This window comes from Streptomyces sp. NPDC002817 (assembly GCF_053592055.1).
Genome location: NZ_JBSFUY010000044.1, coordinates 32,890 through 55,508, shown reverse-complemented (window position 1 = coordinate 55,508; position 22,619 = coordinate 32,890). Strand labels below are relative to the sequence as shown.

Sequence of the window (22,619 nt, the reverse complement as noted above, 5' to 3'; positions counted from 1 at the left end):
GCACGCCCTGTTCCGCGTCGAGCTGGGAGGGGCGCAGCCGCTCCAGGCGGGTCATCGCTCCTCCTCCGCCGGCGCCACCAGCTCCTCGTCCGTGAGCAGCCGTTCGTGTGTGGCCATGAACTCGCGGGCCCGGGTGAGGACGTCGTCCACCTGGGCGGAGGTGAGTTCGACACCGGCTTGCGTCAACTTGTCGATGAGCGTGTAGGGGCCGCTGTCCGCAGTGAAGGGCACGGTGCGGGCGTTGCCGACGAGGGTCGGCTCCAGGCAGTTGTGGAGGAGCGGGTCGACCTCGGTCTCCTGGGTGATGAGGTCCATGCCGCCCCAGCAGAAGGCGTGGGTCCCGGTGACCGGGTGGTTCCACGCCGGCTGATAGCCCGTCAGGGCCTCGGCCGTGCGGGCGAGTTCTGTCAGACGGTCGGTTCTGATGCCCGTACGCACCCCGTACAGCGCCTCGAAGGCGAGGGCGGTCGCCGCAAGGTCGGCGTTGCCGGGGCCGCCGCAGTAGCCGTTGACCGACAGTTCGACGGCCGTGGCTCCGCGGAAGCGGTCCAGGCCCAGGTGGTCGGCGAGGGTGTCGAGGTCCCCGGAGGCGGTGTCGGACTCCGCGCGGGTGCCGGCCACCGATCCGTACGCGCCCCGCCGTGAGTTGCCGACCACCCGGAAGCCCGCCCCGGCCGGCACCGGCTGCTGGTACGGCCGGCTCTCGCCGCTGCCCGACCCCGGGTGCAGCAGCACCACCGGCTCGCCGTCACCGCCGGTGTCCCAGCACCACAGACTGCCGCCCCCGGAGACGGGCACCTGGTACTCGGTCACCGGCACCTGCTCGGGTAGCACGACCGGCTCCCACGGTTCCCGCGTACGGGACGTGGTGGCCCGGGCCGTGCCCTGCGCGGCGCCCGTCACGGCGAGCGCGGCGAGGGCACCCCCGACCACGGTGCGTCTGCTGACGGACGCGGCTGTGCGGTCCGCATTCATGGGCCCTCCAGTGATCTTTTGTCTGTCGACAGGTGAACAGGGATGGCCGAAAGGGCTTACAGGGGGATGAGATAGTGTCGACACCGTTGCATCGGCTGTGAGCCGTCGCAGGCAGGGAGAGTCGCCGCATGACCGATCAGGACACGCACCAGGTGCTGGAACGCCTGCTGCGGTTGCGGGACCGGCGTGAGCCGTTGGTCGCGCAGATCGCCGAATGGGTCGGCGGGGGCATCATCGAGGGACGCCTCGAACCGGGGCAGGACCTCAACAGCGTCGAGCTGTCCCGCCGGTTCGACACCAGCCGTACGCCCGTCCGCGAGGCGCTGATGCTCCTCGAACAGGAGGGCCTGGTCGAGATGAAGGCCCGCCGCAGGCCCCGGGTCGCCGCGCCGTCCGTCCAGGACATCCGGGACATCTACCAGGTCAGGCGACAGCTCCTGGCGATGCTCGCGGGCCTGCTGGTCGAGCGGGCCACCGACGCCGAACTGGCGGAGCTGCGGGGCCGGGTGGAACGTATGCGCAAGGTCGCCGACTCCGGGGACGTGGACGCCTACTTCTGGGCCCACGTCCAGCTCCAGGAGCGCATGGCCGAGGTCGTCGGCAACGCCACCCTGAAGCAGATCCTCGACTCGCTCGCGCTGCGCACCCTGATGCTGCGCCACCTCAGCCTGACCCGTGCCGGGCGTCTCGCCTACAGCATCGACGACCAGGAACGCCTGTTGCAGGCCTGCGAGGAGCGGGACGGGGAGCTGGCGTCGGCGCTGATCGCGGGGGCGACCGTCCGGGCGCTGCGGGCGGTGGAGGAGCAGCTGGAGCAGGACGCGGCCCGCAGCCGCAAGCCCGCGCGGAAGCGGGGAGCGGCGGCCTCCTGAGGAACGGCCCCTGGGTGGTGGTCACTTGGCGAGCACTCCGCCGTCCACGGGAAAGCTGCCGCCCGTCACCCACGCCGACTCGTCCGACGCCAGGTACACCGCGCACCACGCGATGTCCTCGGGTGTACCGGTCCGTCCCAGCGGGATCCGGGCCGGCAGCGCCTCCCGTGCGGCACCCTCGTGGGCCCCGGCCGACTCGGTGGCGGGGGTGCGGACCATCCCGGGCGAGATGGTGTTGGCGCGAATGCGCGACGGCGCGCCCTCCACGGTGAGTTGCCGGGTCAGCCCGAGCACGGCCGCCTTGCCCGCACAGTGCGCCACCATGCCGAAGGTCCCGCTGCCGCGGAAGGCGTTCACCGAGGCGAAGTTGACGATCGAGCCGCCCCCGGACGCCCCCGGACGCCCCCGGACGCCGCCAGGTGCGGCCAGGCCGCCCGCACGGGCAGGAAGACCACGTCGGCCTCGCCCCGCAGAGCGGGCGTCCACTGCTCGTCGAAGTCCATGTCGGAGGCCGCGGCGATGTGCGGGGCGATCGCCCCGGCGGTGACCAGGACGTCCACGCGCCCGTGCCGTGCGGCCGTCTCGTCGGCGAAGCGGCGGGCGTCCGCGGGCCGGGTCATGTCGAGCGGGGCGAGCATGTCGACACTCAGCCCGCGTTCGGCCGCGAGCTTGCGGGTGCCCTCCGCCGCGTCCGCGTCGATGTCGCAGCCGACGACGGTCGCGTCCTGCTCGGCGAAGAGCAGGGCACACCCCTGTCCGATGCCGGCGCCCGCGCCGGTGACGAGAGCGACTTTTCCGGAGAGCCTTGTCGAGGCAGTCGTACGAGACCGCGGTACGGCTCGCCCTCCATTCCTAGTGTCGACACTATGGCGCGGCCAAGGGTGAGGGCGTTCGCCATTTCCGTTAGTGTCGACAGTCGGAGCGTATTGCGGCCGTGTATGCGCTTTCTATTGACGTGTACTTGGCATAGTGGCTACATGGGAGCGCTCCCATCCCCCTCTTCCCAAGCCTGAGTTTCTTGGCGCTCACTCCCTGGAGTCGCAGTGAGAAGAACAAGAAGCACGACGAGAAAGAGCCTTCTGGCCCGCCTGGTGACCGTCCTCCTCGGACTTGTCGTCGTAGGCGCCCTGTGCCCGGCCGCGGCCCTGGCCCAGGCCGAACCGCCGGGCACCCAGGCCACCGGCCTGCACATCAGCAACGGCAGGCTGGTCGAAGGCAACGGCAACGACTTCGTGATGCGCGGTGTCAACCACGCCCACACCTGGTATCCGAACGAGACGCAGTCGCTGGCGGATGTGAAGGCGCTCGGCGCCAACACCGTCCGCGTCGTCCTCGCCGACGGTCACCGCTGGACCGCGAACAGCGCCTCGGACGTTGCCAACGTTGTCAGTCAGTGCAAGGCCAACAAGCTCATCTGCGTCCTGGAGGTGCACGACACCACCGGATACGGTGAGGAGGCCGCGGCCGGCACCCTCGACCAGGCGGCCGACTACTGGATCGGCCTCAAGAACGTGCTCGCCGGCGAAGAGAACTACATCATCATCAACATCGGCAACGAGCCCTGGGGCAACACCGATCCCGCAGGCTGGACCGCCCCCACCACCGCCGCGATCAAGAAGCTGCGTGCCGCCGGCTTCGAGCACACGATCATGGTGGACGCGCCCAACTGGGGCCAGGACTGGCAGGGCGTCATGCGCGCCAACGCCCAGTCCGTGTACGCCGCCGACACCACCGGCAACCTGATCTTCTCGATCCACATGTACAGCGTCTTCGACACGGCGGCGGAGATCACCGACTACCTCAACGCCTTCGTCACCGCCAAACTCCCCCTCGTCATCGGTGAGTTCGGCGGCCCCGCCGACCAGTGGGGCGACCCGGACGAGGACACCATGCTGGCCACCGCCGAGCAGCTCGACCTCGGCTATCTCGCCTGGTCCTGGAGCGGCAACACCGACCCGATCCTCGACCTGTCGATCGGCTTCGACCCCAGCCAGCTGAGCGCCTGGGGCCAGCGCATCTTCAACGGCGTCAACGGCATCGCCCAGACGTCGAAGGAAGCCACGATCTACGGCGGCGGCACCCCGGACACCCAGGCGCCGACGACCCCCGGCGCCCCCACCGCCTCCGCGGTGACCGCCACCTCCGCGACCCTGTCCTGGACCGCCTCGACCGACAACGTGGGCGTCGCCGGCTACGACGTCGTGCGGGTGAGCGGCAGCACGGAGACGAAGGTCGCCGCCTCCACCACCAACTCCGTCACCGTCTCCGGCCTCACGGCGGAGACGGCGTACACCTTCGCCGTCTACGCCCGTGACGCGGCCGGCAACCGCTCGTCCCGTTCGGCCACGGTGAACGTGACGACGGACGACACACCCGCCGGCACCTGCTCCGTCGGCTACCGCGTCGTCGGGGAGTGGCAGGGCGGATTCCAGGGCGAGATCACCATCCGCAACACCGGGACGGCCGCCGTCAACGGCTGGACCCTCGGCTTCTCCTTCGCCAACGGTCAGACCGTCTCCAACATGTGGGGAGGCACACCCACCCAGACCGGCGCCGCGGTGAGCGTCACCCCCGCGTCCTACACCTCCACCATCCCCGCCGCCGGCTCGGTCACCGTCGGCTTCATCGGCACCAAGGGCGCGACCAACACGGCCCCGACCGCGTTCACCCTCAGCGGGAGCACCTGCACGACCGCCTGACCGGACACCTGAGCGACCGGCGGGGGCGCTGCCGTCGCCGGTCGACGTGTGCGGTGAGGCGGGTGGGTCAGTGGTGGTGCCCGTGTCGGCCGAGGGTCTTTACGGGGACCGCGCCGGGGCGGGTCCACTGCGGCACGGGGCGACCGGTCGGGCCCCAGGTGGGGTTCCCGTCGGCGTCCGAGCGCCAGGACCAGCAAGGGCCGCGCCCCTCGGGCCATCCCTCCGGGTTGTCCTCCCACGTCTCACCGCGGCCGTAGGGCGTCATGTCGAGCAGACCCAGGGCCGCGCTGACCCGCTCGTTGCCACGGCCCGTCGTGGAGTAGGTGAGGAACACACGGTCGCCGTCGCGCAGGAAGCCGGTGAGGTACCCCATGTCCCCGCCGGCCGGCCCGTCCACGTCCCGCACCGAGTACCAGGGCTGGGTGTACCCCATGAACTCGACGTAGGAGGCCACCTCGTCCCACGGTCCCGTGGTCAGGATCGCGAACGAGACGTCGCGGGCGTTGAGATACACGGCGTCCCGCAGATGCCAGGCCGCGGTGGTGCAGCCCTCGCACTGACCCTGGTGCGGTGCGCCGTCGTACCACATGTGCTTGTAGACCACGAGCTCGTCGCGCCCCTGGAACAGCTCGAGGAACGGGACCGGCCCGTCGGCGCCCACGACCTCGACCGCCCCGTCGAACTCGACCATCGGCAGCCGCCGTCGGGCCGCGGCGATCGCGTCCCCCTCACGGGTGTGCGCCTTCTCGCGGACCAGCAACTCCTCGCGCGCCGCCTCCCAGGTCTTGAGGTCGACGACTGGTGGCTTGCCGGGAAGGTTGCTGGTCACGTTGCCGGACGTGGTCGTCATGGTGTCCTCCGTGGTGTCTCGTCCCGGGCGGCGTCGTACGACGTCCCTCGACGCTCACCGGAACAGACCCGCGCCGGGGCCGGAACTCATCGCGACGGGGAGTCCGGGAGTGTCCCGGTGACGATCGCTCTGCGAAGCCGCTGCTCGTCGGCTCCGCGAACCGGTCCAGTGGCCTCAGAGGCCGACTGCCGCGCTCACCCCGCCGCCTCCTCGACTCCCGTCTCTCCCGCCCACCGCGCACTCCACGCGGTCAGCGGACTCAGCGCCTCGACGAGATCCTCGCCGAGCGGGGTGAGGCGATACGCGTCGTCGTGCAGGGCGAGGAGACGGGCCTCGGTCAGTTCGCCGAGGCGGGTGCTGAGCACGCTGGAGGACATGCGCTCGCACCGCCGCTGAAGCTCGCGGAAGCCCGCGGGGCTCAGGTGCAGCTCCCAGAGGATGCGCAGTGCCCAGCGTCGGCCGAGCAGATCCAGTGCCGCCATGACGGGGCGGCCCGACGCGGACCCGCGTACCGGCACACCTGGCCGCGGCGTCTCGGACGCCGTGTCTGATCCCATGCCCACCTCCTTGTGCTTCGGTTTTGGAAGCAGCATACTGATTCGAAAATCGAAGCATGGAGTGTCGTATGCCGCGCATGGAACCGCTCCACCCGCCCTACCCCGTCGCCATCGACGAGTCCCTGCGCCGCTGGATGCCCCCGGACTCACCGCACGAGCCGCTCACCCTGTTCCGGGTCCTGCACCGCAACCCGGAACTGACCTCCCGGATGTTCGTCCTGGGCTCCGGGCTCCTCGGCCACGGGCTGCTGCCCGCGATGGACCGCGAGATCGTCATCGCCCGCGTCACCGCACGCGCCGGCTGCGCCTACGAATGGGGCGTGCACGCTGCCTCCCTGGCCCGGCAGGCAGGACTGACCGAGGAGCAGATCCGGGCGACCACGGACACCGACCCCACCGCGAAGACCTCCTGGCCGACGCGCCACGCGGCGCTGCTCGACGCCGTCGACGAACTGCACGACACCGCGCGCCTCTCACAGCCCGCCTGGGACGCCCTGCGCGTCCACTACGAGGACGCCCAACTCCTCGAGTTCCTCGTGCTGACCGGCTGGTACCGCACGATCAGCCACCTGGCCAACGGACTTCAACTGGAGGAGGAGGCCTGGGGCATGCCGTTCCCGGCCACGCCGGTCAGCCGGCCGGGCGAGTGAACCGCTCCACCGCCTCCCACAACTCGGCTTCGCGCTCGGGGTCGTACGACTCCGGCGAGGACCGCGCCACACGGCCGCGATCGACGTACTCTCCGCTCGACGCCGGCGTCTCGCCGAGCGCCGCGTCGGCCAGATGCCGACCCGCCTCGCCGAGGCCGGTCGCGAACGGCGTGAGGGTCGCCGCCGGCAGGATCCGACGCATCGCGAACCGGGCGACGGCGCCCGCGTTGCGGGCCAGACCGGTGCCGGGGACGAATCCCGGGTTGAAGGAGACGGCGTCGATTCCGGGTGGCAGCCGGCGTGCGTACTCGTGCACGAGGTGGACGGCCGCCAGTTTGCTCGTGGAGTAGGCGGTGCGGCCGCCCGCCGCGGTCTCCGGGTGGGCGAAGGCGCCCGTGCGGGCGAGGATCTCCGGGGACCGCCACACCGGGCCGGGCACCATGCCCAGGTTGTGCCTGAAGTCGCCGAAGTGTGTGTCGCTGACGGTGAGCACGATCCGGGCGGGGCCGACGAAGCGGTCCTCGAGCAGGCGGACGAAGAGGTGATGGGCGAGCACATTGACCGTGAACGTGGCCTCGAAGCCGTCCGGCCCCGCGGTGAGCGCGTTCGTGTACTGCACGCCGGCGTTGCCCACGAAGCCGCGCAGCGGCGGCAGTTCGCCCCGGTCGAGCCGGTCGCGGATCTCGAGTGCGGCCGTGCGGACGCTCTCCAGCGAGGCGAGGTCCGCCGAGACGGAGCCTCCGCCGCCCAGGTTTGTGAACTCGCGGGCGACCACGAGGAGATGGGTGTCCGGGGACCGACGCAGGATGTGTTCCGCGGCGACGCGTCCGATGCCGCGGCTCGCGCCGGTCATGACGAGGGTGGACTTCATGGGGGAGCCCTTCAGCAGCGTGCCGCCCACGCTCGTCGCTCCCGTCGGCCCGAGACAGTGCCAGGCTCGACCCCAGGACCGGCAGTACCCAGGCTCACCGGCCGACGGACGGCGCCGGACGGCGACAATGAACCCATGCCAGATCCCGGGCCCGACTTCGCCACCCTCCTGCACACCTGGCGTGACCGTCTCGCCCCGGCCGAAGCCGGGTTCACCGCGACTCCCGGCCGCCGGGCGCCGGGACTGCGCCGCGAGGAACTGGCGCAACTGGCGGGGCTCTCCGTCGACTACCTCCTGCGCCTCGAGCAGGGACGCGCCAGGAATCCCTCGCCGCAGATCGTCGGCGCCCTCGCACGCGCATTGCAGCTCTCGCGCGCCGAGCGCGACCAGCTGTACCGCGGCGCCGGGCTGCTGCCACCGTAGGACGGGACGGTCTCCGGCCATGTGCCGCCGGGCGTCCAACGGCTCGCCGCGCGCCTCGGGGACGCACCGATCGGCGTGTTCGCGGCCGACTGGACGCTGGTGTGGTGGAACGCGATGTGGAGCGCCCTGCACGGCGACCCCATCGCCGTCCCACCCGCCGAACGCAACCTCGCCCGCGCCCTGTTCGGCGACGGCCCGGGCCACGCCGCGCTGCGCCCGATCCTCGCCGCGGGAGGCCCGGAGGCCTTCGCGGCCTCGATCGTCGGCGATCTCAAGGACGCGGCGTCCCGCTACCCGGCGGACACCGAACTCGCCACCCTGGTCGGGGAACTGCGGGCGCGGTCGGCCGTCTTCGCCCATCTCTGGGCCACCGCCACGGCGTCCCCGCACGCCTCCGAACAGAAGACGGTCCGCCACCCGGAGGTCGGCGACATCCTGCTCGACTGCGACGTCCTCCTCGTTCCCGGTGCCGACCTGCGCGTGGTCACCTACACTGCGGCCAGCGGCACGAGTGACGCGGGCAGACTGGACCTGCTGCGTGCCCTGGGCATGACGGGCGTCTCCGGCATCTGAGCCGTCGAGGAACCGCCTCCGTCGCCGCCCCACCCCTTCCACCACACGCGAGAGGCTTCCGCATCATGCGCCGTTACGTTCTCACCGGCACGCCGGGCGCGGGCAAGACGTCGATCCTGCGCGGCCTCGCCGACCTCGGCCACGCGGTCGTCGAGGAGGCGGCGACCGCGGTCATCGCGGGGGCCCAGGCCCGCGGCGAGGACGAGCCGTGGACGCGGGCGTCCTTCATCGAGGAGATCGTCGAGCTGCAGCGGCGACGGCAGTTGGCAGCCGCCGCGACCGACTCCGTCCAGGTGTACGACCGTTCGCCGGTGTGCACGCATGCCCTCGCCCGGTACCTGGGGCGGCCGGTGCCGGCGTCGCTGACCGCGGAGATCGAACGGATCACGGCCGAGGGGATCTACGAACCCCAGGTGTTCTTCGTCCGCAATCTGGGCTTCTGCGAACCCACCAGCGCCCGCCGGATCAGCTTCGCGGAGTCACTGGAGTTCGAGAAGGTCCACGAGGAGAGCTACCACGCCTTCGGCTACGAGCTCATCGACATCCCCGCCGCCGACCTGGTGCGCCGCGTCGCCACGGTCAGCGCGGCGATCTCGCGCCACGGCCCGTGAAGGCGTCGGCCTCGACGAAGTGCTCCACGTCGTCCGACGTGGGCCTGAGGAGCCCGTCACGTACACACAGGGCCGTGGCCTCGGCCCGCGAGGCGCAGCCGGTCTTGCGCAGCAGGTGCTCGATATGGCTGTGCACGGTCCGCGGTGACAGGAACAGCGCCTGGGCGATGGCCTGGTTCGTCTGGCCCCTCGCGGCCCGGGTGAGCACCTCCAGTTCGCGCGGGCTCAGACCGTACGGCAGTTCCGTGGGCGTCTCGGAGACCAGGACCGACTGCCGTTCGCGGGGCGACGTCGTCGCGCACCGGTGCAGTACCACCCGGTACCACCTGCGCCCCACCGGCCAGAGGAAGCGCAGCCGCAGGCCTTCCGAACCCATGAACGCCGCGACCAGGGAGGCGAATGCGTCGTCGTCCAGCACCAGGGCGCGACCCCGGCCGGGGAGGTCGATGGTGCCCTCGGCGGTGACGAGGCTCGCGTCCGCGTCGGCGGGCAGGTCGTACAGATCGCCGGTGCGGGCCGTCGGGTCGGCGAGGGCGCCCAGGGCCGGCAGGACCGAGGCGAGCAGGTGGCGGGCCTCGGAGTCGTAGCGGTCCGGACCCTCGACGGACAGGGTGATCAGACCGACGAGGCGCCCGTGCTGGCGCAATGCCCCGGTCAGCGCGTCGCGAAATCCGGCCGGCCGGACCCGCTCGGCGTAGAACCAGCCGTTGCGGAAGCGCTGCCCGCCGTCGGCCGTGTCCTCGGCGTCCTCGGCGATGGACGGCGGGAGGGGCTGTCGTACGACATTGGCGTACCACGGAGTGGAGACGAACTCGGCGGCCAGCGCCTCGGAGGCCACGGCGGTGTAGCCGATGCCCGCGACCTGGACATGGGACCCGGTGATCGGATCGATCGCGAGCAGGGTCGCCGCGTCGACGGGGAGGGCCTCGGCCAGTTCGCGCAGGGCCTGGGCGCAGGCCGAGGCGGTGTCGCGTTCGCGCGTGAGCATGCCGATGCGGGTGGCGGCCGCGAGCTGCCGGTGGGTGACCATGCGGGCCTCCCGGAACCCATGATCAAGCATGTCGTTTGATCCCTAACGATATGCGGCTTCGGGTGACGGGACAAGGGTTTCGCCGTTTCGTGGCACTCGGACCCGTGGCCCGCCCGCAGTCGGTATTTGTACGGATGGCGGGGCGGGGCGCCCCGGTCTTTCCTGTTCGGCACAGCCGGACGCCCGATGCCTTCATCCCGGGCCACATCCCTCGGAGCCCCGCCATGACCAGATTCCCGACACCCGCCCCGGCGTCACGCCGCCAGTTCCTCGCCCTGTCCGGCGGCGTCACGGCCGCCGCCCTGCTGGGCGCCGCGGGCTGCTCGGCACCCGACGACGGCTCGGCGAGCGGCGCACAGGCCGCCGGGGCCTCGGCCGGGGCGGAACAGCTCACCACGATCGGCCTCGACTACCCCTTCACCCAACTCCCGCTCTACTCCACCCTCGTGAAGCTCTCCACCGCCGCGGCCAAGAAGCACGACGTCTCCCTGCGCACGACCAGCGACGCCGGCAGCGCCGACACCCAGGCCACCAACCTCAAGGCATGGGTCGCCCGGAAGGTCCCGGCCATCGTGTCGTTCCCGATGGTCTTCGAGGCCACCGAGTCGATCTCCAGGTCCGCGCTGGACGCGGGACTCATCTGGGTGACGTACGGCGGCACCCTGGAACACCAGAGCGCGGACATCCAGTTCAGCTTCCTCGAAGGCGGCACGCTCCTGGGCAGGGCAGCCGCCCGCTGGGCCGACGAGCACCTCGGCGGCAAGGGCAAGATCGCGTTTCTGACGGACAGCACCATCCAACTGGGCCGCGAACGCACCAAGGGCATGATCGACGCGTTCACCAAGGCCGCGCCCGGCGTCGACGTGGTCGCCCAGGAGCAGGCCATCGACCCCGACACCGGACTGTCGAAGACCCGCGCCGTCCTCGCCAAACACCCCGACCTCAACCTCGTCCTCGGCGTCACCGACGCCTCCGCGTACGGCGCCTTCAAGGCGCTCCAGCAGACGGGCCGCAAGAGCGACGACGCCAAGACCTTCGTCGGCGGCCAGGACGGGTCCGCCCCCTCCCTCCTCGCCATCAAGCAGGGCACCTTCTACCGGGCCTCGGCCGCCCTCGCCCCGCAGGACATCGCCAACGCCATCGTCGACGTGCCCCTCGCGGTCGCCGCGGGCAAGGCGAACCCCAGCGCCCAGGTACCGATCACCCTCGTCCAGCACGCCGACACCGCGAGGATCGACGCGCTGCTCGCCCAGAACTCCTAGGCCCCGCCATGACCGAACCCACCCTCCGCATCCGCGGCCTCACCAAGTCCTTCGGCGGCGTCAGAGCCCTCGACGACGTGGACCTCACCGTCCCGGCCGGACAGGTCCACGCCCTCCTCGGCCACAACGGCGCCGGCAAGTCCACCCTCATCAAGTGCCTCGGCGGCGCCTTCCCGCCGGACGCCGGCACGATCGAGGTGGCCGGTACCGCGTACCCCCGACTGAGCCCACGCGAGTCCATCGCCGCCGGCGTCGCGATCATCTACCAGACCCTGAGTGTGGTCGACTCCCTGACCGTGGCCGAGAACATCTTCCTCGGCCAGGAATGGACCCGCTGCGGAACGGTCCACCGCCGCGCCCAGGACGAGGTGGCGGCCGGACTGCTCGAACGAGTGGCGGCGACCTGCTCCCCACGCGACCGATTGAACGAACTCCCCATGGGCCAGCGTCAGTTGGTGGAAATCGCCAAGGCGCTCAGCCGCAGCGCCTCCGTACTGGTCCTGGACGAACCGACAGCGGCCCTCTCCGGCGCCGAGAGCGACGCACTGGCCGAGCGGGTGGAGGACCTGCGCACACAAGGCCTGGCCATCGTGTATGTCACCCATCTCCTCGGCGAGGTGGAACGCCTGGCAGACGCGGTGACGGTCCTGAGAGACGGCCGCGTGACCCACCAGTCGTCGAGTTCGGGACAGTCACGGCACGACCTGATCGCCGCGATCGCCACCCCACCCCAGGGGCGCGGGGAACTGCGCGACCAGCCACACACGACCGTCAAGCCGCCCACCGACACGCAGTCCCCACCCCTCAGGCGAACCGCTCTCAAGCTGAACGCTCTGTCGGGCCCCGGATTCGGCCCCATCGACCTCACCGTCGCCGAGGGCGAGATCGTAGGTCTCTACGGCCTCATCGGCTCCGGCCGCACCCGGATCCTGGAAACCCTGTACGGCAGACGCCGGGCCTCGAACGGAACGGTCAAGGTGGGGGAGCGGCCCGTCACGGCCACCCGACCCGCCGACGCCTTGGCCGCAGGCATCGCCCTCGTACCGGCAGACCGCCGCAGACAGGGCTTGTTCCCCCTGCTCGGCGCCCAGGACAACACGTTGCTGCCCTCGATCCGCACACTCGCCCGGCACGGAGTGCGTTCCCGGCGTGCCGAACAGCGCGTGTTCGCATCCCTGTCCGATGCCGTAGGCCTGCGTCCCGCCCAACCACGCCTGCCCGCCTCCGCCTTCTCCGGCGGCAACCAGCAGAAACTCGTCCTGGGCCGCTGGATCCACGAGGCACGCGACGTCGACGTCCTCCTCCTGGACGAACCCACACAGGGCGTGGACGTGGGCGCACGACAGGAGATCTACGACGTGGTGACCGGCCTCGCGCAACAGCGGGGCACAGCCGTCCTCTTCGCCTCCAGCGACCCCGAGGAAGTCGTCGCCCTCGCCCACCGCTGCCTCGTCATCTCCGCCGGAGGCGTCGTCGGCGAACTCTCCGGCCCGCGGCTCACCGAGGCCGCCCTGCTCTCGGCCGTCCACGACCTCACCCCGCAAGGAGCAGCATGACCACCGCTCTGCCCCTGCCCCGCACCCTCGCGGGCAGCGGCCTGAACACCGCACGGCGGCACCCGCTCCTCGTCGTCCTGATCCTCATGGTGCTGGTCTTCCAGCTCACCACCGGCAGCTTCCTCGACGCGGGCAACCTGCGCGGGATCGCCACCGACGCGGCCACTCTCGCCATCGTGGCCGTACCGCTCGCGCTGCTCGTCATCAGCGGCTACCTCGACCTTTCCGTCGGCTCCACCCTCGCCCTGGGCGGGCTGGTCGGTGGCTGGCTCGCCGGCCAGCATCACCAGTCACCGGTCGTCGCCGTGCTCGGCGCGCTGGCCGTGGGCGCGGCGGTGGGTGCGGTGAACGGCATCCTGTGCTGCTACCTGGGCCTGTCGGCGTTCATCGTGACGCTGGGCATGCTCACCGCGGTCCGCGGACTGGCCCAGCAGCTCTTCCCGCTGCCGCTGAGCAGCTTCGGGAGCGGGTTCGCCTGGCTCGGCGGATCACGGATCGCCGGGATCGACGCACCGGTCGTCCTCGCCGGGCTCGTGCTGGTGGCGGGCGCGTTGTTCCTGGCGGTCACCCCGGGCGGGCGGCATGTCTTCGCCATCGGGGTCAACCGGGAGGCCGCCTACCTCTCCGGGATCAATGTCCGCCGGATGCCGTTCGCCTTGTTCGTCGTCACCGGGGTCGCCGCTGCCCTTGCCGGGGCCATCAAGGCATCGGTCCTGGACAGCGCGGTCGCCGGTACCTCCGGCGCCGGATTCGAACTGACGGTGCTCACCGCCGTGCTGCTCGGCGGAGTCGCGCTCACCGGCGGATCGGGCTCCGTTTTCGGCGTACTCCTCGGCGTGCTCTTCCTCGGCAGCCTGCAGAACGGGCTGACCCTGTTGAACGTGCCGACCTTCTGGCAGCAGATGGCGCAGGGCACCGCCCTGGTGGCAGGCGCCGCTCTGGCCTGCTTCGGACCGCGGGCGACGCGGTGACACCCCACATCTCCGAATCCCCGAGAGGAATCGCGTGAGCGACAGCACCCCCACCATCATTCTGACGGACGGTCAAGTCATCACCGTCGACGGTGACTTCGCCGTGGCCGAAGGTGTGGCCGTACGCGGGCGGGACATCGTGGCCGTCGGGAGCGACGCCGAGATGCGCGCCCTGGCCGGCCCCGGCACCCGGATCGTCGAACTCGGCGGCCGGACCGTCCTGCCCGGCATCAACGACTCCCATCTGCACGGGGCGGCGTACGGGCTGACGAAGCCGCCGTTCGCCCTCGACGTCAGGCATCCGGCGGTCGGGTCGATCGCCGACATCGTCGCCGTGGTGGAGCGGGCGGTGGGGGAGGCCCGGCCCGGTGAGTGGATCGTCGGACTGGGCTGGGACCCGGGCTATCTCGCGGAGTGCCTCGCGGATCCGCGCCGCTTCCCGCACCGCCGGGACCTGGACGCGGTCGCGCCGGACAACCCGGTCTGTCTGACGGACTTCTCCTCGCACATGGTGTGGGTCAACAGCGAGGCGCTGCGCGGCTGTCGCATCGACGCGCACAGCGTGGCACCGGCGGGCGGTGTCATCGACCGTGACGCCGACGGCGAGCCCACCGGCATCCTGCGCGAGACGGCCCAGCGGCTCGTCCAGGCCGCGCTGCCCAGCCCCACCGTGGCCCAGCGCCGCGAGGCCATCGGGACGGTGATCCGCGAACTCCACACCCGCGGCATCACCAGCTACACCGAGCCCGGCCTCGGCCCCGGCGGCACGACCTCGCTGTTCGGCGGACTGAGCACCGACAACTGGACCGCGTACGCCCAACTCGCCGAGGAGAACGCCCTGGACGCCAGGATCAGCGTGCTCCTGCTTCCCGCCCCGATGGGCGGCTCCGCCGACGACGTACGCAAGGGACTGGCCGAACTGCGACGCCCCGCCTCCTCGGACGAGCGGCTCCTGCGCGCCATCGGCGTCAAGATCTTCGCCGACGGAGTGCCGCCCAACCGTACGGCCTGGATGACCGAGCCCTACGCGGACGGCGGCCACGGCGCCCTGTGCGTGCACGGCGACACGCCCGCCCTCCAGGCCGGCGAACTGCGCGAGATGATCCGGGTCGCGCACGAGGCCGGGTACCAGCTCGGCGTGCACGTCACCGGCGACCGGGCCATCGACGAGGTCGTCGACGCCTTCGTCGCCGCGCACGAGGCGGCGCCCCGACCGGAGGCGCGGCACTACGTCATCCACGGCGACTTCGTCGGCCCCGCGAGCCTCGCCAAGCTCGCCGCGCACGGCTACGGCGTCAACATGAACCCCGGCATCAAGTGGACCATCTCCGACCTGATGGACGAGGTCGTCGGCCGCGAGCGCTCCGCCTACCAGTGGCCGGTACGCTCCGCCCTCGAAGCCGGGGTCACGGTCTGCGCCAGCTCCGACGCACCGATCACGGAACCCGACTGGCGTCAGGGAGTCGCCGCGATGATGCTCCGGGAGTCCAAGGCCAGCGGCCGGGCCAGTGGCCCCGAGCAGTGCGTGCCGCTCGCCGACGCCCTGCGCGCGTACACGATCAACCCGGCCCGACAGGACTTCGCCGAGGACTGGAAGGGTTCGATCGAGGTCGGCAAGGTCGCCGACCTGTGCGTCCTGGACCGGCCGCTGCTGGATCTGGACCCGCACGACATCACGGACGTACAGGTGGACCTGACCGTGTTCGACGGACGCGTGGTCCACGAGCGGGGTGCCCGATGAGCGTCGCGCCCCGCATGCTGCTCGTCCTCAGCGAGAACTGGACTCTCACCGGCGGCCGGGCCGACCTGCCCGCCGCCGTCCGCTGGGCGCGGGAGGCCGAGGACGCCGGATTCGACGCGGTCATGGTCAGCGAACACATCGTGCTCGGCCCGGACGCGGCCGCCGACGGGATCATGGGCAACCCGCGCGACTACGCCCTCCCGGGCAACCAGGACCCGTACACGCCCTGGCCCAACTCCCTGCTCCTGCTGTCCGCCATCGCCTCCGTCACCGAGCGCCTGCGGCTGGCCGCCGCGGCCGTCCTCGCACCGCTGCGCCATCCTCTGCTGATGGCAAGGGAGTTGGGCACCCTCGACCTGATCAGCGAGGGGCGGCTGCTGGTGCAGCCGACGGTCAGCTGGAGCAAGGACGAGTACGACGCGCTCGGTGTCCCGTTCGGCCGCCGCGGGCGCCTGCTGGACGAGCACCTGGAGGTGTGGGCGAAGGCCTGGGGTCCGTCCCCGATCTCCCATGAGAGCGAGCACTACCCCTTCCGGGACGTCTACTTCGAACCCAAGGCCCACCGTCCCGACGGGCCCCGCCTGTGGTTCGGCGGACAGCGTCTGCACGGCCCCGTCCTGCGCAGACTCGTCGAGTACGGGCATGGCTTCCATCCGCTGGGCCGCCCCGCCCCGCAGGACATGCTGGCTCTGAAGGAGGCCATGACCGCGGCCGGCCGGGACGTCGCCGACCTGGAGATGATCGGCGGCACCCAGGCCGTCTTCCCCGACGACCGGTCTCCGGCGGACCTGGGCGCAGCTCTCGCGTCGATCCCGGAGCAGACGGAGGCGGGGTTCACGACCTTCTGCATCAAGCCGAACCAGTTCATCGACGAGGGGGGAGGAGTGGGAGGGTTCTGCCGCGACGTGATGCGCCGAGTGGAGGCCTTTACGAGGTAGGGGTGTCCTATGTTCTCCAGGTGGATTAGTTTTCACCGATGTGTTGATCCCCTGAGGAGTCGTCGATGAGCAGAAGCGAGTATCCGGAGGCCGCTACGGCGGCGGGCACGGTACGCGGCCGTCGGGAGGGTGCCCTGACGGTGTTCCGCGGAATCCCGTACGCGCGGCCTCCCGTGGGTGAGGCCCGCTTCGCTGCTCCGCTGCCGGTGGAGCGCTGGGACGGTGTACGGGAGGCCTTCGCGTTCGGTCCGCCTCCGCCGCAGGAACCGTTCGGCCCCGAGGCTCCCGGGAACCTTCCGGCCGGGGACGACTGGCTCACCGTGAACGTCTGGACCCCGGACGCGGACCCGGCGGCACGCCGCCCGGTGATGGTGTGGATCTACGGCGGCGCCTACAAGTTCGGCTCCTCCGACGACCCCGCGTACGACGGCGGCCGGCTCTCCGGCGAGGGTGGGATCGTGGTGGTCACCCTCAACTACCGGGTCGGCATCGAGGGCTTCCTGCGGATCGAGGGCGCTCCCGCGAACCGTGGTCTGCTCGACCAGGTGGCGGCGCTGGAGTGGGTGCGCGAGAACATCGGCGCCTTCGGGGGCGATCCGGAGCAGGTCACCGTCTTCGGTGAGTCGGCGGGTGCGGGGTCCGTCGCCGCGCTGATGGCGATGCCGAGGGCGCGGGGGCTGTTCCGGCGGGCCATCGCGCAGAGCGTGCCGGGCACGTACTTCTCGGACGCGCTCGCCGCCGACATCGCGGAGACCCTGGCCGCCGAGATCGGTCTGCGGCCCACCGTGGCCGACCTCGCCGGGGTGGACCCGCGCAAGCTGCCCGAGGCGGGGGCCGCGCTGACCGGCCGTATGCGCGAATACGTGCCTCGCTGGGGCGCCGTCGCGCTCACTCCCACCCCCTTCTCGCCCGTCGTCGACGGCGAGGTCCTGCCTACCGCCCCATGGGAGGCCCTCGCGGACGGCGCCGCCCGTGACGTGGAGCTGATCGCCGGACACAACAGGGACGAGTACCGCCTCTTCCTCCTGCTCGGCGGGCTGCTCGGCCGGGTGGACGACGGACTGGCCGCACTGGCCCTGAACCTGTTCGGCCCGGCGCCGGACGCCGAGCAGGCCTACCGGGCGGCCTTCCCCGACGCCTCCACGGAGTACCTGTTCGAACTCGTGCAGTCCGACTGGCTGTTCCGTATGCCCTCACTGCGTCTGGCCGAGGCGCAGGTAACCGGTGGCGGCCGGGCGCACGTCTACGACCTCACCTGGTCGGCCCCCGCGAACGGCGGCGCACTCGGCGCCTGTCACGGGCTGGACGTCCCCCTCACCTTCGGCGTGTTCGACGGCAACGGTCTCGGCACCATGCTGATCGGACCCACCCCCTCGCCCGAGACCGAGGCCCTCTCCTCCCACATCCGCTCCTCCTGGACCGCGTTCGCCACGACGGGCGACCCGGGCTGGCCCGCCTACGATCCCGAGCACCGCCTCGTCCGGCTCCTCGACACCGAACCCACGGTCACCGCCTACCCGGAGGAGGCCTCACGCCGGCTGTGGGAGCGGCACACCTTCACCGCGCTCCCCCTGACGACGTCATAGCCCCACCCGGCGTGCGTCACAGGCGTGCCGCGTGATCGGGGACGTAGGTCTGCAGATCGCGCGGCGTGCGCTGATAGCCGGTCGATCCCGGGCGGTCGGGCAGCTCCAGCACCGGCGGTGGCACCTGGTGGTAGGGCACCGAGCTCAGCAGATGGGCGATCGTGTTGAGCCGGGCGCGGCGCTTGTCGTCGCTCTCCACCACGTACCACGGGGACTCGGTGATGTCGGTGTGCACCATCATCTCGTCCTTGGCCCGCGAGTACGCCTCCCAGCGGGTGATCGACTCCAGGTCCATCGGAGACAGCTTCCAGCGCCGCAGCGGATCCTCCAGCCGGCGCCGGAAGCGTTCCTGCTGCTCGGTGTCGCTCACCGAGAACCAGTACTTGCGCAGCAGGATGCCGTCCTCCACGAGCATCCGCTCGAAGACGGGGCACTGGCGCAGGAAGAGCTGGTACTCCTCCTTGGTGCAGAAGCCCATCACGTGCTCGACTCCGGCCCGGTTGTACCAGGACCGGTCGAACAGCACGATCTCGCCGGCGGCCGGCAGATGCTCGACGTAGCGCTGGAAGTACCACTGACCGCGCTCGCGCTCGGTCGGCTTGGGCAGTGCCGCGATCCGCGCCACGCGCGGGTTGAGATGCTCGGAGACCCGTTTGATGGTGCCGCCCTTGCCGGCCGCGTCCCGCCCCTCGAAGACGACGACCAGCCGGGTCCCCGTGGCCCGCACCCACTCCTGCAGCTTCACCAACTCCGTCTGTAGGCGCAGCAGTTCCTTCTCGTACACCTTGCGCGGCAGTTTCTCCGCCTTCTCGCCGACCATGCCAGCACCGTACTGTCCGGGCGGTGACCGCGCATCGTGGAGCGAGCCTTGTCCGGAGTGCTGACAGTGTGAAGTGTGGCGTGTAGATTGCGGCCGTCGCGAAAATGCACAAAATAAGCCGGGCTGTTCGAGCCGCACCAGGACAGCCGTGGTCTCTTCCCCCACCCCTTCCCCCAGGAGGAGCCCATGCAAAGGCGCATACCCGGGTTCGGCGCAGCGCTGATCACCCTCGTCGCTGTGGCCGGATGCGGATCCTCGGACTCGGGCAGCAGCGACTCGTCATCATCGGGAGGCGGCAAGACCACGACGGTCAAGGTCGGCATCATTCCGATCGTCGACGTCGCCCCGCTCTATCTGGGGCAGGAGAAGGGCTTCTTCAGCAGCCGAGGCATCAAGCTGGAGATGGTCCCCGCCCAGGGCGGCGCCGCGATCGTCCCCGGTGTGGTGAGCGGGCAGTTCAAGTTCGGGTTCAGCAACACGACCTCGTTGATGGTCGCCCAGGTCAAGGGAGTTCCCGTCAAGTCCGTGGTCAACGGGGCGGCCTCCAACGGCAAGGTCGGCGGTGACGTCACCGCCGTGATGGTGAAGAAGGACAGCCCCGTCAAGACGGCCAAGGACCTCGCCGGACGGACGGTGGCCGTGAACACCCTGCAGAACATCGGCGACACCACGGTGCGCGAGTCGGTGCGCCAGGCGGGCGGTGACCCCTCCAAGGTCAAGTTCGTCGAGATCCCGTTCGACCAGATGCCCGCCGCCGTGGACGACGGCCGAGTGGACGCCGCCTGGATGGGCGAGCCCGCGCAGACGGTCGCCAAGGCGCAGGGCGCCCGCGTCGTGGCCTCGCCGTTCGCCGAGACGGACCCCAAGCTCACCGTGGCGACGTACTTCACCTCGACACAGTTCGCGCAGCAGAACCCGGACCTGGTGAAGAAGTTCACCGAAGCCATGACGGAGTCGCTCGAGTACGCCTCCGCCCACCCGGACGAGGCCCGCCAGACCCTCACGACCTACACCAAGATCAGCGGCGATGTCCTGAAGAACCTCATCCTGCCCAGTTGGCCGGCCGACGTCGACATGGCCTCCCTGGAGAAGCTGGCCGCACTCAGCGAGAAGGACGGCCTGTTCGGTGACAAGAAGCCGGACCTGAACACCCTGTTCTCATGACCGAGCCGTGTCGTCGTCCTGAGGGCGAGGCGTGACGATCTCGCCCTGAATCACCTCGGGGTTCGCTCGTTCCTCGGCCGAATCGTCGTCCACGGCATCCTTCTCCGCCTTGAGAATGCGCGCCGACTTGCCCGCCGAGCGGGTCAGTTCGGGGAGCTTCTTCGCCGCCAGGACGGCGATGACGACGATGAGAAGGATGACGAGCTCGCTCAGTCCGAACATGGGGATCCCTCCGGATCAGACGGTGACGCCGAAGTCGGAGGCGATCTCGGCCAGGCGGGCAGCGTACCCCTGCCCGACCGTGTGGGGCTGCCCGGTGTCCTTACCATGGACCGCCTGTGAAGTGCGTGGCAGCGGAAGGGAGACAGGACGTGACGGATCACCGAAGGCCCCGGCGACGGGGGCAGGGCGAGCTGGAGGCGCAGGTTCTGTCGGCCCTGCGCGAAGCCGACGGTCCGGCGACGGCGGGCTGGGTGCAGGAGCGGCTCGGCGCGGGCCTCGCCTATACGACGGTGATCACGATCCTGACCCGGCTGCTGGCCAAGGCCGCGGTGACCCGGGAGCGCTCGGGCCGGTCCTTCGTCTGGACTCCGGTGTCGGACCAGGCCGGGCTGGCGGCCCACAAGATGCGCAAGCTCCTGGACGGCGAGAGCGACCGCGAGGCGGTCCTCGCCAGCTTCGTCACCTCGCTCGATCCGGACGACGAGAAGCTTCTGCGCGACCTGTTGGGGCAGGTGGAGGGCGAAAGCGACGCGGGTGAAGAGGCCGAGGGCGAAAGGGGCCACTGACTTCTCATGGGGGTGTTCGTCTTCCTTCCACTGGTGCTGCCCTTGACGGCCTGGCCGATCGCGAGGCTCGCCGAACAGCGTCTGCATCCACGCATCGCCACCCGCCTGCTGACAGGCGTGGCCGGAGTGATGGCGCTGTGCAGCACGGTCTGTCTGGGGCTGCTGATGGTGGTCGGCACGGCGCAGCTGCCCGGCAACCCCCTGCCCGACGGCTGGTCGGACCCCGAGGTGCGTGCGGCCGTCCCCTACGACGAGGTGGCCGGCAGGGCGGCCATCCCGGCCCTGCTGGCCGTCGCCGTGCTGTGCGGGCGGGCGCTGTGGCGCCATGCGCAGGTACGGCGGCGCGCCCACCGGGCGCTGGCCGGCCTGCCCGGCACGGAGGTCGCGATCCTGCCCGACGGAGAGCCTTACGCGTACGCCCTGCCCGGTGGGACCCGTGGCCGCATCGTGGTGACCACGGCCCTGCTGTCCGCTCTCCGGCCCGCCGAGCGGCGCGCCCTGTTCGCCCATGAGCGGGTGCATCTGGCCGCCCGGCACCACCGGTTCCTGCTCGTCGTCCAGCTGGCGGCGCAGGCCAACCCCTTTCTGCGTCCGCTGCGTACGGCGGTCGTGTACACCACGGAGCGCTGGGCGGACGAGGAGGCGGCCCGCGTCGTCGGCGACCGCCACACCGTGGCACGCGCGATCGGCAGGGCGGCGCTGGTCTCCCGCGGCACTTCCGTGCCGACGCTGGCGGGCTTCGCCCTGCCCGGACCGGTGCCCCGGCGGGTGGCGGCCCTGCTGGCGCCCGCTCCCGGCGGTCGCGGCTGGCCCTCGATGTTCACCGCGGTCGGGATGGCGGCCTGGGCGGCCACCGCGGGTACGGCGCTCTCCGCGCTGTCGTCCGCCAACTCCGCGGTGACGATGATCGTCATCCTGCGCGCGGCGACGCCGCTGTGACGGCGCCGCCGTGTGTGCCGTCCTCGCTCAGAGGTCGAACTCGTGCGGAGGCAGGTCGAGTGCGAAACACGCCTCGCGTACGACGGCCTGCTCGCTCTTGTCGAAGTCGCCGTCGGCTCCGCCGATGACGATGCCGATCTGAACCACGGCACGCGCCTCGGCGGGCTTCTTCTTGGCTTTGCCGATCTCCTGGAGCACGCTCACCTTGCCGAAGGCGAAGTCGGCGGTCAGCTTGTTGATGTTGTCGTCGAAGCGGCGCTGGAGGTCCATGGCGTCGAAGTTCTGCAGCACCTCGTTGGTGGCGATCAGCTGGGCCACCCGTTGCCGCTCGGAGGGATCGACGGTGCCGTCCGCGGCGGCGACCAGCGCGCACATGGCCATGCTCGCGTCGCGGAAGGCGCCGCTCTTGAGGTCGTTCTTCTTCGCCGTGAGCTGGGTCTGCATCGTCGACGCGGATTCCTTGAACCGGTCCCACAGGGCCATGACTACTCCAAAAGATCGGTCGGGGCCCGATCCGCTCCGACGGCGATCCGGCACCCCTTAATATCTACAGCAACGTAGAAACTAGCGGCCGAGCTGATAAGTTCCGCCGATCCGCAAGGAACTCCACTCCCGCCGCGTTCGTTCACGCACCGCACACCAACTGAAGGAGCAAGACGTGTCCGCCACCATGACGGACTCCCCGGGGCACTGTCCCCGAACACCCCGCCAGGTCCTTCCTGAGCACGGCACGCGACGGGGCG

Annotated in this window: 24 protein-coding genes and 1 pseudogene; 15 read left to right on the top strand and 10 right to left on the bottom strand. The window is 70.9% G+C overall.

Features of this window, described 5'->3' with window-relative positions; translation table 11 throughout:
* Positions 1-51 precede the first annotated feature (51 nt).
* Complete coding sequence (locus tag ACWD3I_RS44100; protein WP_365412063.1) at positions 52-975, bottom strand: hypothetical protein; 924 nt, start codon at positions 973-975, stop codon at positions 52-54.
* Positions 976-1,103: 128 nt separating this feature from the next.
* On the opposite strand from ACWD3I_RS44100, the gene ACWD3I_RS44095 reads away from it, so the two are divergent.
* Positions 1,104-1,847 carry a GntR family transcriptional regulator gene (locus ACWD3I_RS44095; RefSeq protein WP_365412066.1) on the top strand — a complete coding sequence of 248 codons (744 nt, stop codon included), beginning with the start codon at positions 1,104-1,106 and terminating at the stop codon, positions 1,845-1,847.
* Between the two features lie 21 nt (positions 1,848-1,868).
* On the opposite strand, the gene ACWD3I_RS44090 is transcribed toward ACWD3I_RS44095, so the two are convergent.
* Both ACWD3I_RS44090 and ACWD3I_RS44085 read right to left on the bottom strand, forming a co-directional pair.
* On the bottom strand, positions 1,869-2,204 hold the full coding sequence (locus ACWD3I_RS44090; RefSeq protein ID WP_365412069.1) for an SDR family NAD(P)-dependent oxidoreductase: 336 nt from the start codon (positions 2,202-2,204) through the stop codon (positions 1,869-1,871).
* Positions 2,201-2,629, bottom strand: a pseudogene (locus ACWD3I_RS44085) (SDR family oxidoreductase); the annotation flags it as partial. The pseudogene ACWD3I_RS44085 and the gene ACWD3I_RS44090, both read right to left, overlap by 4 nt.
* A 261-nt stretch (positions 2,630-2,890) precedes the next feature.
* On the opposite strand from ACWD3I_RS44085, the gene ACWD3I_RS44080 reads away from it, so the two are divergent.
* Positions 2,891-4,546, top strand: coding sequence for a cellulase family glycosylhydrolase (locus tag ACWD3I_RS44080; RefSeq protein ID WP_365412072.1), 1,656 nt, complete (start codon positions 2,891-2,893; stop codon positions 4,544-4,546).
* Positions 4,547-4,613: 67 nt separating this feature from the next.
* Here the strand turns inward: ACWD3I_RS44080 and ACWD3I_RS44075 are convergent, their stop codons facing one another.
* Both ACWD3I_RS44075 and ACWD3I_RS44070 read right to left on the bottom strand, forming a co-directional pair.
* A complete protein-coding gene (locus tag ACWD3I_RS44075; protein ID WP_365412075.1) occupies positions 4,614-5,396 on the bottom strand; it encodes a DUF899 family protein in 783 nt (260 codons plus the stop codon).
* Positions 5,397-5,590: 194 nt separating this feature from the next.
* Positions 5,591-5,953, bottom strand: a complete 363-nt coding sequence (locus tag ACWD3I_RS44070) for a winged helix-turn-helix transcriptional regulator (protein ID WP_451084364.1) — start codon at positions 5,951-5,953, stop codon at positions 5,591-5,593.
* Positions 5,954-6,021: 68 nt separating this feature from the next.
* Between ACWD3I_RS44070 and ACWD3I_RS44065 the strand changes: the two genes are divergently transcribed.
* Positions 6,022-6,603: a carboxymuconolactone decarboxylase family protein gene (locus ACWD3I_RS44065; protein ID WP_365412078.1), complete on the top strand. Its 582-nt coding sequence runs from the start codon at positions 6,022-6,024 to the stop codon at positions 6,601-6,603.
* Here the strand turns inward: ACWD3I_RS44065 and ACWD3I_RS44060 are convergent.
* Entirely contained in the window at positions 6,584-7,504 is a 921-nt protein-coding gene (locus ACWD3I_RS44060) for a Rossmann-fold NAD(P)-binding domain-containing protein (RefSeq protein WP_365412081.1), read from the bottom strand. The two genes, ACWD3I_RS44065 and ACWD3I_RS44060, sit on opposite strands and share 20 nt — an antisense overlap.
* A gap of 105 nt (positions 7,505-7,609) precedes the next feature.
* Here ACWD3I_RS44060 and ACWD3I_RS44055 point away from each other — a divergent pair, with 105 nt between their 5' ends.
* From ACWD3I_RS44055 to ACWD3I_RS44045, 3 genes are all read left to right on the top strand, one after another.
* The gene (locus ACWD3I_RS44055; RefSeq protein ID WP_365412084.1) at positions 7,610-7,897 is read left to right on the top strand and encodes a helix-turn-helix domain-containing protein; all 288 of its coding nucleotides are present in this window, start codon (positions 7,610-7,612) and stop codon (positions 7,895-7,897) included.
* A 21-nt stretch (positions 7,898-7,918) separates the two neighbouring features.
* Positions 7,919-8,470 carry an MmyB family transcriptional regulator gene (locus ACWD3I_RS44050; protein WP_365412087.1) on the top strand — a complete coding sequence of 184 codons (552 nt, stop codon included), beginning with the start codon at positions 7,919-7,921 and terminating at the stop codon, positions 8,468-8,470.
* A gap of 65 nt (positions 8,471-8,535) precedes the next feature.
* Positions 8,536-9,081 carry an ATP/GTP-binding protein gene (locus ACWD3I_RS44045; protein ID WP_365412090.1) on the top strand — a complete coding sequence of 182 codons (546 nt, stop codon included), beginning with the start codon at positions 8,536-8,538 and terminating at the stop codon, positions 9,079-9,081.
* On the opposite strand, the gene ACWD3I_RS44040 is transcribed toward ACWD3I_RS44045, so the two are convergent.
* Entirely contained in the window at positions 9,050-10,141 is a 1,092-nt protein-coding gene (locus ACWD3I_RS44040) for a helix-turn-helix transcriptional regulator (protein ID WP_365412093.1), read from the bottom strand. The genes ACWD3I_RS44045 and ACWD3I_RS44040 overlap by 32 nt on opposite strands.
* Positions 10,142-10,335: 194 nt before the next feature.
* On the opposite strand from ACWD3I_RS44040, the gene ACWD3I_RS44035 reads away from it, so the two are divergent.
* The 6 genes from ACWD3I_RS44035 to ACWD3I_RS44010 all read left to right on the top strand — a co-directional run bounded on the left by ACWD3I_RS44035 (position 10,336) and on the right by ACWD3I_RS44010 (position 18,165).
* Positions 10,336-11,373 carry a sugar ABC transporter substrate-binding protein gene (locus ACWD3I_RS44035; protein ID WP_365412096.1) on the top strand — a complete coding sequence of 346 codons (1,038 nt, stop codon included), beginning with the start codon at positions 10,336-10,338 and terminating at the stop codon, positions 11,371-11,373.
* An 8-nt stretch (positions 11,374-11,381) separates the two neighbouring features.
* A complete protein-coding gene (locus ACWD3I_RS44030) occupies positions 11,382-12,929 on the top strand; it encodes a sugar ABC transporter ATP-binding protein (protein ID WP_451084363.1) in 1,548 nt (515 codons plus the stop codon).
* A complete protein-coding gene (locus ACWD3I_RS44025) occupies positions 12,926-13,900 on the top strand; it encodes an ABC transporter permease (protein WP_365407028.1) in 975 nt (324 codons plus the stop codon). The genes ACWD3I_RS44030 and ACWD3I_RS44025 overlap by 4 nt, the downstream gene beginning before the upstream one ends.
* Positions 13,901-13,934: 34 nt before the next feature.
* Positions 13,935-15,641: an amidohydrolase gene (locus tag ACWD3I_RS44020; RefSeq protein WP_365407031.1), complete on the top strand. Its 1,707-nt coding sequence runs from the start codon at positions 13,935-13,937 to the stop codon at positions 15,639-15,641.
* Complete coding sequence (locus ACWD3I_RS44015) at positions 15,638-16,579, top strand: LLM class flavin-dependent oxidoreductase (RefSeq protein WP_365407034.1); 942 nt, start codon at positions 15,638-15,640, stop codon at positions 16,577-16,579. The genes ACWD3I_RS44020 and ACWD3I_RS44015 overlap by 4 nt, the downstream gene beginning before the upstream one ends.
* Before the next feature lie 65 nt (positions 16,580-16,644).
* Positions 16,645-18,165, top strand: a complete 1,521-nt coding sequence (locus tag ACWD3I_RS44010; protein ID WP_365407037.1) for a carboxylesterase/lipase family protein — start codon at positions 16,645-16,647, stop codon at positions 18,163-18,165.
* A 16-nt stretch (positions 18,166-18,181) separates the two neighbouring features.
* Here ACWD3I_RS44010 and ppk2 read toward each other — a convergent pair whose 3' ends face one another.
* Positions 18,182-18,985 (bottom strand): polyphosphate kinase 2, encoded by an 804-nt coding sequence (ppk2, locus tag ACWD3I_RS44005; protein ID WP_365407040.1) that lies wholly within the window; start codon positions 18,983-18,985, stop codon positions 18,182-18,184.
* Between the two features lie 186 nt (positions 18,986-19,171).
* On the opposite strand from ppk2, the gene ACWD3I_RS44000 reads away from it, so the two are divergent.
* On the top strand, positions 19,172-20,149 hold the full coding sequence (locus ACWD3I_RS44000) for an ABC transporter substrate-binding protein (protein ID WP_365407043.1): 978 nt from the start codon (positions 19,172-19,174) through the stop codon (positions 20,147-20,149).
* On the opposite strand, the gene ACWD3I_RS43995 is transcribed toward ACWD3I_RS44000, so the two are convergent.
* Positions 20,144-20,371, bottom strand: a complete 228-nt coding sequence (locus ACWD3I_RS43995) for a twin-arginine translocase TatA/TatE family subunit (RefSeq protein ID WP_365407046.1) — start codon at positions 20,369-20,371, stop codon at positions 20,144-20,146. The two genes, ACWD3I_RS44000 and ACWD3I_RS43995, sit on opposite strands and share 6 nt — an antisense overlap.
* 149 nt (positions 20,372-20,520) lie before the next feature.
* Here ACWD3I_RS43995 and ACWD3I_RS43990 point away from each other — a divergent pair, with 149 nt between their 5' ends.
* Both ACWD3I_RS43990 and ACWD3I_RS43985 read left to right on the top strand, forming a co-directional pair.
* Positions 20,521-20,937 (top strand): BlaI/MecI/CopY family transcriptional regulator, encoded by a 417-nt coding sequence (locus ACWD3I_RS43990; RefSeq protein WP_365407049.1) that lies wholly within the window; start codon positions 20,521-20,523, stop codon positions 20,935-20,937.
* Positions 20,938-20,943: 6 nt separating this feature from the next.
* Positions 20,944-21,876 carry a M56 family metallopeptidase gene (locus tag ACWD3I_RS43985; RefSeq protein ID WP_365407052.1) on the top strand — a complete coding sequence of 311 codons (933 nt, stop codon included), beginning with the start codon at positions 20,944-20,946 and terminating at the stop codon, positions 21,874-21,876.
* 27 nt (positions 21,877-21,903) lie between these two features.
* Here ACWD3I_RS43985 and ACWD3I_RS43980 read toward each other — a convergent pair whose 3' ends face one another.
* Entirely contained in the window at positions 21,904-22,359 is a 456-nt protein-coding gene (locus ACWD3I_RS43980; protein WP_365407055.1) for a tellurite resistance TerB family protein, read from the bottom strand.
* Between the last annotated feature and the right edge of the window lie 260 nt (positions 22,360-22,619).